Consider the following 13,723-nt stretch of genomic DNA (forward strand, 5'->3'; position numbering starts at 1 on the left):
CCCACCTTGGCCGCCGACCTTGGCCGCCCACGTTGGTCGTCCACGTTGGTCGCCTACATCGGCCCGCTTTAAACCCGGCTCAAAAAAACAAACCCCCGCTACCTGACGGCAACGGGGGTTCGCGCCAACACCGCGCACCGCGCAGCCGAGAGGCAGCGCGACGCGCGCGAAGCGGGCGATTACATATTGTCGATCATCACCTGACCGAAGCCCGAGCACGAGACCTGGGTCGCGCCTTCGAGCAGACGGGCGAAGTCGTACGTGACCTTCTTCGACAGGATCGACTTCTCCATCGACGAGATGATCAGGTCCGCCGCCTCGGTCCAGCCCATATGGCGCAGCATCATTTCGGCCGACAGGATTTCCGAACCCGGATTCACGTAGTCCTTGCCGGCGTACTTCGGCGCGGTACCGTGGGTCGCTTCGAACATCGCCACCGAATCCGACAGGTTGGCGCCCGGCGCGATGCCGATGCCGCCGACCTGCGCGGCCAGCGCGTCGGAGATGTAGTCGCCGTTCAGGTTCAGCGTGGCGATCACCGAGTACTCGGCGGGACGCAGCAGGATCTGCTGCAGGAACGCGTCAGCGATCGCGTCCTTGACGATGATGTCCTTGCCGGTCTTCGGATTCTTGAACTTGCACCACGGGCCGCCATCGATCAGCTCGGCACCGAATTCCTTCTGCGCCAGCTCGTAGCCCCAATCGCGGAAGCCGCCTTCGGTGAACTTCATGATGTTGCCCTTGTGGACCAGGGTCACCGAGGGCTTGTCGTTGTCGATCGCGTACTGGATGGCCTTGCGGACCAGGCGCTGGGTGCCCTGCTTCGACACGGGCTTGACGCCGATACCCGAGGTTTCCGGGAAGCGGATCTTCTTGACGCCCATTTCGTTCTGCAGGAAGGCGATGACCTTCTTGGCCTGCTCGCTATCGGCTTCCCACTCGATACCGGCGTAGATGTCTTCCGAGTTCTCACGGAAGATCACCATGTCGGTCTTCTCGGGCTCGCGCACCGGCGAGGGGACGCCCTTGAAATAGCGCACCGGGCGCAGGCAGACATACAGGTCCAGCTGCTGGCGCAGCGCGACGTTCAGCGAGCGGATACCGCCGCCGACCGGCGTGGTCAGCGGGCCCTTGATCGAGACCACGTATTCACGCAGCACGTCCAGGGTTTCGTCGGGCAGCCACACATCCGGGCCATAGACCTTGGTCGACTTCTCGCCGGCGTAGATCTCCATCCAGGAGATCTTGCGCTTGCCGGCGTAGGCCTTGGCCACGGCCGCGTCCACCACCTTGATCATCACCGGGGTGATATCGAAGCCGGTACCGTCGCCTTCGATATAAGGGATGATCGGGTTGTCCGGAACATTCAGCGAGAGATCCTGGTTGACCGTGATCTTCTCACCGGCCGGGACCTTGATGTGTTGGTACATGACGTCTCCAGTACGGAACGGGGGTTTTCGAACGGCCGGCGGGTTCGTGACCAGACGGCGAAATGCGGGCCTAGCGGGAGGCATTGTAACGGCCCTCGCGACACCGGCATTGCTGCATCGCGAGACTGCGTCCTATCTGGGTCTTATATAAGACACAAGACCGGTTTCGTATTATGCAGCAATTTTTCATCATCCGCCATCCCGGACAGCCGCTTGCGTCATGCCCGCTGCGGCATACTGGCGCCTTTCCCGCACCGGTTTCCCCATGACATTGATCGCCCTGAACAAGCCGTTCGGCACCATGAGCCAGTTCTCGCCCCATCCGAGCCGGCAGACGCTCGCCGACTGGATCGCGATGCCGGACGTCTATCCCGCCGGCCGGCTCGACGCCGACAGCGAGGGGCTGCTGCTGCTGACCGATGACGGCGTGCTGCAGGCGCGCATCGCCGACCCGCGCCAGAAGCTGGCCAAGACCTATCTGGCGCAGGTCGAAGGCGTGCCGGACGAGGCCGCGCTGGCCCGGCTGCGCGCCGGCCTCGACCTTGGCGACTTCCAAACCCTGCCGGCGCAGGCCACGTTGATCGACGAGCCGGATTTCCTGTGGCCGCGCACGCCGCCGATCCGCTTTCGCGCCGCGATCCCGACGCAGTGGCTGGAGATCGTGATCCACGAGGGCAAGAACCGGCAGGTGCGCCGCATGACCGCGGCGGTCGGCTACCCGACGCTGCGGCTGGTCCGGGTCGGCATCGGCGCGCTGGACCTGCGCCAGCTGGGTCTCGCCCCGGGGCAATGGCAGGAGGTCGCGCCGCAGAGCCTGGGCATGAGCGGGCCTGCCCGTGGCGCCACGCCCGTCCGGCCTCGGCCAAGTTCCGGTGGCGCCAACTCGGGCCGCACGAAGCCGGGCCGCACGAGCCCCGGCCCCGCCAGTCCGGGGCGCACCGGCACGAGCCCCGAAAACGCCGGCCCCGGCAAGGCCCGCCGTACCGACGCGGGTCGTACCAACACCGGCCGCACCAACGCCGGCCGTAACGACTCGGACCGGACTGCCGGCCCCAGCCGCCGCCGGCGGCCGGGCTAGCCGCGCTGCGCTATGCTTGCGGCTGCGTTCCGCTGCGGTTCCGCCGCGTCGCGCCGCGTTTTCCTGACTCCGCCGACATGACCCTCGCCCTTTCCGCCATGCCTGTCCGCTGTCCGTCGTCCGCCGCGCCGCTCGATTGCGCCCTCCTGTCTTCGCCCCGCCGCCGCCTGGCACGCCGGCTCGCCGCCCTCGCCTGTGGCGCGGCGCTGCTGGCACCGCTCGCGCACGGGCAAACGCAAACGCAGCAGCGGCTGCCGGTGGTGTCGCTGAGCGCGGGCATGTACGTGATCCGCGCCGAGGTCGCCGCCGATCAGCAATCCCGCCAGCAAGGGCTGATGTACCGCAAGTCGATGCCCGCCAACGCCGGCATGCTGTTCGTGTTCGAGCAGAAGGCCGGTCACTGCTTCTGGATGAAGAACACCGAGCTGCCGCTGTCGATCGCCTTCCTGGCCGACGACGGCACCATCGTCAACATCGAGGACATGCGGCCGCACAGCGAGGACAACCACTGCCCAAAGGCGGCGATCCGCTATGCGCTGGAGATGAACCAGGGCTGGTTCGCGCAGAAGGGCATCAAGGCCGGCGCGAAGATCGGCGGCCTGCCCCCGCAATAAGACGGCCCCGTAAAGAGCAGGCCGGAAGGAAGACGCGGCCTTCAGAGGCCGCGTCGGCATCGCAGGGCCCATCAGGCCCCGATCCGGACTTCAGTCCCGGAAGTTGTTGAAGTCCAGCGGTGCCTCGGACACGTCCTTGCGCAGCATCGCAATCACGTTTTGCAGATCGTCGCGCTTCGCGCCCGACACGCGCACCGCATCACCCTGGATGCTGGCCTGCACCTTGATCTTGCTGTCCTTGATCATGCGCACGATCTTCTTGGCCAGATCGCCGGTAACGCCCTTCTTGATCGTGATGACCTGCTTGACCTTGTCGCCGCTGATCTTCTCGGTCTTGCCATAGTCGAGGAAGCGCACGTCGACATTGCGCTTGGCCATCTTGCTGAGCAGCACGTCCTTGACCTGGCCGAGCTTGAAGTCGTCATCGGCAAACGCGGTCAGTTCGCCTTCCTTCTGCTCGACACGGGAATCGGAACCCTTGAAGTCGAAGCGCGTCGAGATTTCCTTGTTGGCCTGCTCGACCGCATTCTTGACCTCGACCATATTCGCTTCGCACACCACGTCAAACGACGGCATCGCCTACTCCTTTTGTATTTCCGGTACCTCGGACCTCGGTACCCTGTTCGGTCCCTGAACCTGGCCGGCCCTCGCCGGCGGTTCCGTATAATCCAGCCAACCCTGCAGTCCAGGCCGTTCCGCTCCATCCCCCTGTTCGGGCATCCTCGTCCGGCAACTTTTTCCGCATGGCAGATTTCCACGAATTTTATCCGCTGCGCCAGCACAACACATTGGGTTTCGACGTACGCGCGCGCTTTGCGATGGCGGTGCGCAGCGAAAGCGACCTCGTCGAGGCGCTCGCCGACCCCCGCGCCGCGCAGCGGCCGGTGGTCGTGCTGGGCGGCGGCAGCAACGTGGTGCTGACCGGCGATCTCGATGCGGTCGTGCTGCTGATGCAAATTCCGGGCTACACCGTCGCCAGCGACGACGACGCCTGGCTGGTGACGGTGGGTGCCGGCGAGAACTGGCACGCAACCGTCAATCGGACCATCGCCGACGGCATGCCGGGGCTCGAGAACCTGGCGCTGATTCCCGGCAGCGTGGGCGCCGCGCCGATCCAGAACATCGGCGCCTACGGCGTCGAGCTGCGCGAGCGCTTTGACAGCCTGCGCGCCTGGGACCGGCAAACCCGCGGCTTCGTCACGCTGAGCCTGAGCGATTGCGCCTTCGGTTATCGGGACAGCCTGTTCAAGCAGGCCGGCCGGGATCGCTACGTGATCACCGCGGTCACGCTGCGCCTGCCGCGCCGCTGGCAGCCGGCGCTCGGCTATGCCGAGCTCGCCCGCGAGCTGCACGATCATCCGGCACCCGATGCGGCCGCGATCCGCGACGCGGTCATCGCGATCCGCCAGCGCAAGCTGCCCGACCCCGCGGTGCTGGGCAATGCCGGCAGCTTCTTCAAGAATCCGGTGGTCAGCGCCGCCCAGCGCGACGCGCTGGTGGCCGCGCATCCGGACCTGGTCAGCCATCTGCAGCCGGACGGCAGCTACAAGCTTGCCGCGGGCTGGCTGATCGATCGCTGCGGATTCAAGGGCCTGCGCGAAGGCCCGGTCGGCGTGCACGAGCGGCAGGCGCTGGTGCTCGTGCACCATGGCGGCGGCGACGGCCGTGCGCTGCTGGCGCTGGCGGCGCGCATCGCCGATACGGTGCGGGAGCGCTTTGGCGTCGGGATCGAGCCCGAGCCGGTGGTGCTGTAGTCCGGACGGTAGTTCCGGCGGTAGCTTCGGCGGTACTGCGAGCGCCCTTTCCCCCCTCCCCCGGCCCGCGGGAGAGGGGAGCATGCCCACAGCGGCTCGATGGTTCCCCGCCGATGTTGGCCGCCGAGGTTGCCCGCCGGTGCTTGCGCGCTGACCGGTTACAACGGCAGATCCTGCAGGAACTCCTTGCGGATATCGACGGTGCCGCGCTTGCCGACGGCATCGTAATGCTGCTCGAGCCAGGCCTGCGCGGCGGTGCGTCCGCGCTCGCGCAGCATCAGCAGGAAATTCCAGTCGGTCACCAGCTTGGTCGACGACGACAGGTCCGCCAGCGCCTCGTCGGCGCGGATCGAATGCAGCAGGATGTATTTGAGCTTGTCGCGGTATTCGGGCTTGAGCCACTCCTCATCGAGCAGCTTCTGCACAAAGGCGATCGCACGCATCTCGCGCAGCAGCGACGCGTTGAAGGTGATCTCGTTGAGCCGCTCCATCACTTCCTGCGGCTGCGTGGGCACGTCGGGGCGCGAGATCGGATTGATATGGACGACCAGGATGTCGCGCGTCGCGGTCTGGTAGAAGAACGGGAACAGCACCGGATTGCCCATGTAGCCGCCGTCCCAGTAGTACCGCTCGCCGATCTCGATGGCCGGATACAGGTACGGCAAACAGGCCGAGGCCAGCACCGCGTCGACGGTGAGATCGGCGGTCTGGAACACCCGCACGTTGCCGCTGTTGACGTCCGTGGCGGCGATGAACAGCTTCGTTTCCGGGCAGGCTCGCACGCGCTCGAAGTCGACCTGATCCTCGAGCAGCGAGCGCAACGGGTTGAACGTGCTGCCCTGCGCGGTTGCGCTCCACCAGCCGGACCACATCCGCATCCAGTCCTGCAGCGGCCAGCTGTTGCCGGGCTGGCCGGACAGCCAGTCGACCGTCTGCTGGCCCAGCGTCGAGAACGGCGAGCCGGCGCGCGACACGCCGAACCAGAAGTCGTGCAGCTTCTCGCGCGCGCGTTCCGGGCCACCTTCGAGCAGGCCGTCGATCATCACCACCGCGTTCATCGAGCCGGCGCTGGTGCCGCTGATGCCGTCGAAACGCAGGCGGCCATCCTCCAGCAGCGCGTCGAGCACGCCCCAGCCGAAGGCGCCGTGCGCGCCGCCGCCCTGCAGGGCGAGATTGAGCGGCTTGTGTCGATTGGCCATGCGGAACTCCGTGAAGCGGGGCGATCAAGGGGGACGATCAGGAGAGACGGCCGCGCCATGCGCGCGGCCGCGGACGCGCGGCGAGCGATCAGCCGAAGTGGCAGACGTAGTCGAGCGTCTGCTGCACCTCGATATCGAAGCTGCTGTCGCCCGGGACGTTGAACTGCTGGCCCGCGCCGTAGGTCTGCCATTCGTCGGAGCCCGCCAGCCGCACGCGGCAGACGCCGGCGTTGATCTCCATGATTTCCGGCGCGCCGGTGTTGAAGGTCAGCGAGGCGGGGAAGATCACGCCCAGCGTCTTGCGGGTGCCGTCCGGAAACAGCACGGTGTGGCTGACACATTTGCCGTCGAAATACAGATTGGCTTGCTTGACGACGGAAACATTGTCGAACTGGCTCATGGTGACTCTCCTGATGAACGATGGATGTTGGGGGCGGACCCACATGGACCTACGTGGGCCTGAAAGGACCTGCGCGGACATGTGCCGACCTGCGCGGACATGAAAAGAGGGGCCGCCTGGGCCCCTCTCCTTCCTTACCGATGCGCGTGGCAGCCGCTCGCTGACGGCTTACTTGCCGCGCTGGCGGCGCGCATTCTCGGCGATGCGCATGCGCAGCGCGTTCAGCTTGATGAAGCCGCCGGCGTCGGCCTGGTTGTAGGCGCCGAAGTCGTCGTCGAAGGTGGCGATGGTCTTGTCGAACAGCGTGTCCTTCGAATCGCGGGCCAGCACGATGACGTTGCCCTTGTACAGCTTGACGCGCACCCAGCCGTTGACGTTTTGCTGCGTATGGTCGATCAGCACCTGCAGCGCGCGGCGCTCCGGGCTCCACCAGTAGCCGTTGTAGATCAGGCTGGCGTAGCGCGGCATCAGGTCGTCCTTCAGGTGGGCGACTTCGCGGTCCAGCGTGATCGATTCGATCGCGCGGTGGGCGCGCAGCAGGATCGTGCCCCCCGGCGTTTCATAGCAGCCGCGGCTCTTCATGCCGACGTAGCGGTTCTCGACCAGGTCCAGACGGCCGATGCCATGCTTGCCGCCCAGGCGGTTCAGTTCGGTCAGCACTTCGGCCGGCGACATGCGCTTGCCGTTCAGCGCGACGATGTCGCCCTGCTCGAACTCGATGTCGAGGAACTCGGGCGCGTCCGGCGCCTGCTCCGGCGACACCGTCCAGCGCCACATGTCTTCCTCGGCCTCGGCCTTCGGGTCTTCCAGATGGCGGCCTTCGAACGAGATGTGCAGCAGGTTGGCGTCCATCGAGTACGGTGCGCCGCCCTTCTTGTGCTTCATGTCGATTTCGATGCCGGCCTTCTCGGCGTAGGCCAGCAGCTTCTCGCGCGACAGCAGGTCCCACTCGCGCCACGGGGCGATGACCTTGACGCCCGGCTCCAGGCCGTAATAGCCGAGCTCGAAGCGGACCTGGTCGTTGCCCTTGCCGGTGGCGCCGTGCGACACGGCGTCGGCGCCGGTGCTGCGCAGGATCTCGATCTGGCGCTTGGCGATCAGCGGACGGGCGATCGACGTGCCCAGCAGGTATTCGCCTTCGTAGACCGCATTGGCGCGGAACATCGGGAAGACGAAGTCGCGCACGAATTCTTCGCGCAGGTCGTCGATAAAGATGTTTTCGGGCTTGATGCCGAACTTGAGCGCCTTCTGGCGAGCCGGCTCCAGTTCCTCACCCTGGCCGATGTCGGCCGTGAAGGTGACCACCTCGCATTGGTAGGTGTCTTGCAGCCACTTCAGGATCACCGAAGTGTCCAGCCCGCCGGAGTAGGCGAGCACGACTTTCTTGATATCGCTCATGTTCGACTCGATGCGCAAAAGAGGCGCGGACCGGCAGGTAAGACAGTCCGCACATCGGATATGGAAAAACGGAAAGCCGCTATTTTGACATGACCGCCCGGGCTTGGGCGCCACATCGCCGGACGGCGCGGCTCGGATGCCAGGCGATCGACCGGATCATCGATCCGACGCGTCGCTCAATAGCGCCCGCACAGCAGGTACTCCATCAGCGCCTTCTGCACGTGCAGCCGGTTCTCGGCCTCGTCCCAGACCACGCTCTTGGGGCCGTCGATCACGGCGGCCTCGACTTCCTCGCCGCGGTGCGCCGGCAGGCAGTGCATGAACAGCGCGTCGGGATTGGCGCGGTCCATCATCGCGGTGGTCACCATCCAGTCCTGGAAGGCACGCTTGCGCACCTCGTTCTCGGCCTCGAAGCCCATGCTGGTCCAGACGTCGGTGGTCACCAGATCGGCACCCTGGCACGCGGCCAGCGGGTTGTCGAAGACCTTGACCAGGCTCGCGGCGCTGGCCGGCACCATCGCCGGATCGAGCTGGTATCCCGGCGGCGCCGAGAAATGAAAGGTGAAGCCCAGCCGTTCGGCGGCCTGGATCCAGGTATAGGCCATGTTGTTGGCATCGCCGATCCACGCCACCACCTTGCCGCGGATGCTGCCGCGGTGCTCGATATAGGTGAAGACGTCGGCCAGCACCTGGCACGGATGGTATTCGTTGGTCAGCCCGTTGATCACCGGCACGCGCGAATGGGCGGCGAAACGGTCGATGATCTCCTGCCCGAAGGTGCGGATCATGATGATGTCCACCATGCGGGAGATCACCTGCGCGGCGTCCTCGATCGGCTCGCCGCGGCCCAGCTGCGAGTCGCGCGTGTTCAGGAACACCGCGTGGCCGCCCAGCTGGTGGATGCCGGCCTCGAACGACAGTCGCGTGCGGGTCGAGTTCTTCTCGAAGATCATCGCCAGCGTACGGTCGTGCAGCGGATGCCAGGTCTCGTAGTTCTTGAACTTGGTCTTCAGAATCCGGGCGCGGTCGAGCAGGTACTCGTACTCCTTCGCATCGAGGTCGCTGAATTGGAGATAGTGCTTGATCGGCGTTGGGCTCATAAAACAAAGAAGGCGGCTCGATGGGGACACGCGAGGCCATGAACGGTCATGGAACCACGCTGTCGCGGAGCCGCCTTTCGCGTCGCTTGCGCAATGTGAGTTCAGGAATCATAAGGGATTATTCCTGCTTTGGCGAGCCTGGGCGGGCGCACGGCCGGGCCGCCGGGGAGCCCTCCCCGGCTTATGCGGCAGTCTTATATAAGATATAATACTCGCTGATTCACGCGGGGCCCGGCATACCCTTGCCGCCGCCCGCCGCCGGCATCAAAAGTGCCCCCGCCACGACCGACGCCCCGCCTTCCGGCCAGATTCGCGCGAACCCATCGCCGCTCGCCGCGTCAAACGGGCGCCCGTTGCGGGTTTCCCGTCGAGTCACCAGCCTCACCGCAGTCCATGAATTCCACCGTTCGCCAGTACTTCATCCAGGGCATCACCAAGGAAGGCAAGACCTTCCGTCCGAGCGATTGGGCTGAACGGCTGTGCGGCGTGATGGCGCAATTCCGCCCGCCCGGCGATACCGGCGATCCCCGCCTGACCTACTCCCCTTACGTGCGCCCGGTGATGTCCGGCGGCGTCAAATGCGTGGTGGTCGATGCGCGGCTGCGCGAGATCGAGCCCAAGGCGCTGGACTTCGTGCTGAACTTCGCGCGCGACAACCACCTGCAGCTGGTCGAGGCCTGCTCGCTGGATTGAGTGCATCGACGAATAAGCGCGGGAGCGCGCCGAGGGCGAAGGGCAAGGACGAAGCGCAATGCCGCAAATCGGAAGCGCAACGCCGAAGCGCAACGCCGAAGCGCAATGCCGAAGCGCCAAGCGGAATGCAAAAAGCCCGTCATCGGACGGGCTTTTTTACTGCGCCGACCGCGCGCCAGGCGCGGCCGGTGAACGCGGCAATCAGGCGGCCATGGCCTTGATCGCAGCCGACAGACGCGACTTGTGGCGCGCTGCCTTGTTCTTGTGAACGATCTTCTTGTCGGCGATGCTGTCGATCACGGCTTGCGAGTTCTTGAAGATCTCGGCAGCAGCGGCCTTGTCGCCGGCGTCGATCGCCTTGCGGACTGCCTTGACGGCCGTGCGCAGACGCGAGCGCAGGCTGGAATTGTGCGCGTTCTGGGCGACGGCTTGACGCGCGCGCTTGCGAGCTTGTGCGGAATTTGCCATTTCGTAAATATCCTGAATTCAGATGCGTGCGTGGATTGCACAAGAGCGACCCGGGATGCACTGACACACGAATCCGGAACGCAACTATCTTCTCGAATCGGCGATTATACACACAAGATCGAAGCCGCCGCAAGGAAGATCCCGCCCGTCGGCGAAGGCGGCGGGCCGCGCACACCAATCCGTATAATTGGCGCCACAATTGGCGGGCCCAGGCTCGCCCGGTGTGGTGGCATTGCAACTTTCGGCGCTCCGCGGCCGTCTGACTGCGATCCGCCGCCCGGCGACGCGTCCCGGCGGCGCCACAACCGTTTCCTCTCCTCCCCGACCTTGAACCTGCTCAAATCGCTCGCCACCATCAGCGGCCTGACGATGCTGTCGCGCATCACCGGCCTGATCCGCGAGATCCTGATCGCCCGCGCGTTCGGCGCCTCCGACATGACCGACGCGTTCAATGTCGCCTTCCGCATCCCGAACATGCTGCGCCGGATCTTCGGCGAGGGCGCCTTCCAGCAGGCCTTCGTGCCGATCCTCGGCGAATACCACGGCAAGCGCGGCGACGAGCCGACCCGGCTGCTGGTCGATGCGGTCGCCACCGTGATGGCGTGGGCGCTGGCCGCGGTGTCGCTGGTCGGCGTGCTGGCCGCCCCGGTGATCATGACGATCGTCGCGACCGGCTTTCGCGGCGACAACCAGACCTACGACGCGGCCGTCTTCATGACCCGCGTGATGTTCCCCTACATAGGCCTGATCTCGATGGTCGCGCTGGCCTCGGGCGTGCTGAACACCTGGCGCAACTTCGCGGTGCCCGCCTTCACGCCGGTGCTGCTGAACCTGTCGCTGATCGGCGCCGCGCTGTTCGTCGCGCCCCATCTGCAGCAGCCGATCTACGCGCAGGCCTGGGGCGTGCTGGTCGGCGGCCTGCTGCAGCTGGCGATCCAGGTGCCCGCGCTCAAGCGCATCGGCATGCTGCCGCGCATCGGCGTGAACCTGCGCGCCGCCTGGCGCGACCCCGGCGTGCGCCGCATCCTGCGGCAGATGGGCCCGGCGCTGCTGGGCGTGTCCGTGGCGCAGATCAGCCTGATCATCAATACCAATATCGCCTCGCGCCTGGCCACCGGCAGCGTGTCCTTCCTGACCTATGCCGACCGCCTGATGGAGTTTCCGACCGCGCTGCTCGGCGTGGCGATCGGCACGATCCTGCTGCCGAGCCTGTCGAAGGCCAGCGCGCGCGAGGACAGCGTCGAATATTCCGCGCTGCTCGACTGGGGCCTGCGGCTGACCTTCCTGCTGGCGATCCCGAGCGCGATCGGCCTCTATGTCTTTGGCCGGCCGCTGACCGCGGTGCTGTTCCACTACGGCAAGTTCGACGCCCATGCGGTCGAGATGACCAGGCTCGCGGTGATGGCCTACGGCGTCGGCCTGGTCGGCCAGATCCTGGTCAAGATCCTCGCGCCCGGCTTCTACGCGCGGCAGGACATCCGCACGCCGGTCAAGATCGCGATCGCGATGCTGGTGATGACGCAGCTCGCCAACCTCGCCTTCGTGCCTTGGCTCGGGCACGCAGGGCTGGCGCTGTCGATCAGTGTCAGCGCGACGCTCAATGCCGTGCTGCTGTTCATCGGCCTGCGCCGCGTCGGCGTCTACCGGCCCGCGCCGGGCTGGTGGCTGTTCCTCGCACAGCTGTCGGCCGCGGCGACGCTGCTGGCGGGCGTGCTGCTGTGGTTCGCGCGCACCTTCGACTGGGTCGCCCTGGGTACCACCCCGCTGCTGCGGATCGCGCTGATGGCCTCGTGCCTGGTGCTTGCGGCGGTCGTCTACTTCGGTACACTGTGGCTCACGGGCCTGCGCTATGCTGCCTTCAAGCGCAAAGCAGCCTGAAGACATGGCGCCGGCCGCAACCAGGAACCGCTATGACCTCGACCAAAGTCCTGGACTATTTTGCCGCGCTGGTGGCGGACGACAGCGGTATCCCGCTGACCGAAACGGCCCTGTCGATCGCACAGGATGCCTACCCTGACCTGGATCTGCAGGCCGAACTGGCCGCCATCGACGTATTGGCCCTGCGGCTGAAACGGCGGATCGCCGACGGCACCCCGGCCATCCAGCGCCTGCGCCTGCTGAACCATTTCTTCTATCGCGACCTGGGCTTCGGGCCCAACGCGAACGACTACTACGACCCCGACAATTCGTATCTGAACGTGGTGCTGCGGCAGCGGCGCGGCATTCCGATCTCGCTGGCGGTGCTGTACATGGAGCTGGGCCAGCAGATCGGCCTGCCGCTCAAGGGCGTTTCCTTCCCCAACCACTTCCTGCTGCGGATGTCGATTCCGGCGGGCGAGGTCGTGCTCGATCCGCTGACCGGCGAGACGCTGTCCAAGGAACAGCTGCAGGACATGCTGGACCCGTACCTGGAGCGCGAGGGCATCGCCGATCCGAACGCGGTGCCGCTCGGCCTGTTCCTGCAGACCGCCAGCCATCGCGAGATCATCGCGCGGATGCTGCGCAATCTGAAGGCGATCTATCTGCAGGAGTCGCGCTGGCAGCGGCTGCTGGCGGTGCAGAACCGGCTGGTGATCCTGCTGCCCGATTCGATCGAGGAAGTGCGCGACCGGGGCCTGGCCTACGCGAATCTGGAATGCTTCCGGCCCGCGCTGGAAGATCTGGAGGCCTATGTCAGCGCCCGGCCCGATGCGGCCGATTCGACCCAGATCCGCGACCGCATGCCGGCGCTGCGGATGATGAGCCGGTCGCTGAACTGAGCGGGCGAACGCAACCGGGCAAGGAAGAAGGGAGAGACAGAGAAAGAGACAGGCCGGCATCGCGAAGATGCCGGCCTCGCAGCAAGCCGCGTCCTACGACACGTCTTACGACACGCGGCGGCGCTTGTCGCCGCGCCGCAGCAGCCGCCACAGGCCGCCCAGGATCAGCGGCACGATCGCCGCGCTGATGCCGGCCAGCACGATCAGGTTCAGGTACTGCTTGATGAAGGGCAGGTTGCCGAAGAAATAGCCGGCGAACACCAGGCCGAACACCCAGATGACCGCGCCGAGCACATTGAAGAACTGGAAGCGCGCGAACGTCATCTGCGACACCCCCGCGACGAAGGGCGCAAACGTACGCACGATCGGCACGAAGCGCGCGATCACCAGCGTCTTGCCGCCGTGGCGCTCGTAGAAGTCGTGCGTCTTGCGCAGCGCCTGCTGGTCGAGGAAGCGCCATTGATGGTCGAACACCTTCGGGCCGATCCAGCTGCCGATCCAGTAGTTGACGGTATTGCCGCCGATCGCGGCGGCGAGCAGCAGCCCGATCAACACCCACTCGTTCATCGCCCCGGTGGCGCAGAACGCGCCGGCGATAAAGAGCAGCGAATCCCCGGGCAGGAAGGGCACCACGACCAGGCCGGTCTCGGCAAAGACGATCGCGAACAGAATGGCATAGACCCAGGCGCCATATTGCTGAATCACGGTGCCGAGATACTTGTCGACGTGCAGCAGCATGTCGATGAACTGCAATACGATTTCCAAGACGTTCCCCATCTTTGTCCAGCCCGACATCATACAAGACGAACGTGGCCGCACCGGTGGCGTAA

At 65.8% G+C, this 13,723-nt stretch carries 13 protein-coding genes and 1 pseudogene; 6 read left to right on the plus strand and 8 right to left on the minus strand.

All coding sequences use genetic code 11. The annotated features are described in order from the left end of the window. Positions 1 to 179 precede the first annotated feature (179 nt). Positions 180 to 1,430, minus strand: a complete 1,251-nt coding sequence (gene icd, locus KZ686_RS00525) for an NADP-dependent isocitrate dehydrogenase (RefSeq protein ID WP_226107188.1) — start codon at positions 1,428 to 1,430, stop codon at positions 180 to 182. A gap of 265 nt (positions 1,431 to 1,695) precedes the next feature. On the opposite strand from icd, the pseudogene KZ686_RS00530 reads away from it, so the two are divergent. Together KZ686_RS00530 and KZ686_RS00535 are read left to right on the plus strand one after the other, a co-directional pair. Next, positions 1,696 to 2,310: pseudogene (locus KZ686_RS00530) on the plus strand (pseudouridine synthase); the annotation flags it as partial. A 275-nt stretch (positions 2,311 to 2,585) separates the two neighbouring features. Then, positions 2,586 to 3,122 carry a DUF192 domain-containing protein gene (locus KZ686_RS00535; RefSeq protein WP_223819616.1) on the plus strand — a complete coding sequence of 179 codons (537 nt, stop codon included), beginning with the start codon at positions 2,586 to 2,588 and terminating at the stop codon, positions 3,120 to 3,122. A gap of 90 nt (positions 3,123 to 3,212) precedes the next feature. Here KZ686_RS00535 and KZ686_RS00540 read toward each other — a convergent pair whose 3' ends face one another. Then, positions 3,213 to 3,698, minus strand: coding sequence for a YajQ family cyclic di-GMP-binding protein (locus KZ686_RS00540; RefSeq protein ID WP_149316699.1), 486 nt, complete (start codon positions 3,696 to 3,698; stop codon positions 3,213 to 3,215). Positions 3,699 to 3,865: 167 nt separating this feature from the next. On the opposite strand from KZ686_RS00540, the gene murB reads away from it, so the two are divergent. Further along, positions 3,866 to 4,876: a UDP-N-acetylmuramate dehydrogenase gene (murB, locus tag KZ686_RS00545; RefSeq protein ID WP_265632827.1), complete on the plus strand. Its 1,011-nt coding sequence runs from the start codon at positions 3,866 to 3,868 to the stop codon at positions 4,874 to 4,876. Positions 4,877 to 5,034: 158 nt separating this feature from the next. Here the strand turns inward: murB and KZ686_RS00550 are convergent, their stop codons facing one another. The 4 genes from KZ686_RS00550 to argF all read right to left on the minus strand — a co-directional run bounded on the left by KZ686_RS00550 (position 5,035) and on the right by argF (position 8,973). Beyond that, on the minus strand, positions 5,035 to 6,075 hold the full coding sequence (locus KZ686_RS00550) for a patatin-like phospholipase family protein (protein WP_265632829.1): 1,041 nt from the start codon (positions 6,073 to 6,075) through the stop codon (positions 5,035 to 5,037). An 88-nt stretch (positions 6,076 to 6,163) separates the two neighbouring features. Beyond that, positions 6,164 to 6,475, minus strand: coding sequence for a pyrimidine/purine nucleoside phosphorylase (ppnP, locus tag KZ686_RS00555; RefSeq protein ID WP_265632830.1), 312 nt, complete (start codon positions 6,473 to 6,475; stop codon positions 6,164 to 6,166). A gap of 168 nt (positions 6,476 to 6,643) precedes the next feature. Further along, on the minus strand, positions 6,644 to 7,873 hold the full coding sequence (locus KZ686_RS00560) for an argininosuccinate synthase (RefSeq protein WP_144829900.1): 1,230 nt from the start codon (positions 7,871 to 7,873) through the stop codon (positions 6,644 to 6,646). A 176-nt stretch (positions 7,874 to 8,049) separates the two neighbouring features. Continuing rightward, the gene (gene argF / locus KZ686_RS00565) at positions 8,050 to 8,973 is read right to left on the minus strand and encodes an ornithine carbamoyltransferase (protein WP_149316695.1); all 924 of its coding nucleotides are present in this window, start codon (positions 8,971 to 8,973) and stop codon (positions 8,050 to 8,052) included. Between the two features lie 393 nt (positions 8,974 to 9,366). On the opposite strand from argF, the gene KZ686_RS00570 reads away from it, so the two are divergent. Further along, on the plus strand, positions 9,367 to 9,666 hold the full coding sequence (locus KZ686_RS00570) for a DUF3579 domain-containing protein (protein WP_006579060.1): 300 nt from the start codon (positions 9,367 to 9,369) through the stop codon (positions 9,664 to 9,666). Between the two features lie 201 nt (positions 9,667 to 9,867). On the opposite strand, the gene rpsT is transcribed toward KZ686_RS00570, so the two are convergent. Next, on the minus strand, positions 9,868 to 10,134 hold the full coding sequence (gene rpsT, locus KZ686_RS00575) for a 30S ribosomal protein S20 (protein WP_006579059.1): 267 nt from the start codon (positions 10,132 to 10,134) through the stop codon (positions 9,868 to 9,870). Positions 10,135 to 10,461: 327 nt separating this feature from the next. Here rpsT and murJ point away from each other — a divergent pair, with 327 nt between their 5' ends. Continuing rightward, on the plus strand, positions 10,462 to 12,012 hold the full coding sequence (murJ, locus tag KZ686_RS00580; RefSeq protein ID WP_149316694.1) for a murein biosynthesis integral membrane protein MurJ: 1,551 nt from the start codon (positions 10,462 to 10,464) through the stop codon (positions 12,010 to 12,012). A gap of 32 nt (positions 12,013 to 12,044) precedes the next feature. After that, positions 12,045 to 12,893 (plus strand): SirB1 family protein, encoded by an 849-nt coding sequence (locus tag KZ686_RS00585; protein ID WP_023263957.1) that lies wholly within the window; start codon positions 12,045 to 12,047, stop codon positions 12,891 to 12,893. A gap of 105 nt (positions 12,894 to 12,998) precedes the next feature. Here the strand turns inward: KZ686_RS00585 and KZ686_RS00590 are convergent, their stop codons facing one another. Beyond that, positions 12,999 to 13,646 (minus strand): VTT domain-containing protein, encoded by a 648-nt coding sequence (locus KZ686_RS00590; RefSeq protein WP_187829116.1) that lies wholly within the window; start codon positions 13,644 to 13,646, stop codon positions 12,999 to 13,001. Positions 13,647 to 13,723: the final 77 nt, after the last annotated feature.

It is taken from the genome of Cupriavidus cauae (assembly GCF_026210475.1).
Lineage (GTDB): Bacteria > Pseudomonadota > Gammaproteobacteria > Burkholderiales > Burkholderiaceae > Cupriavidus > Cupriavidus cauae.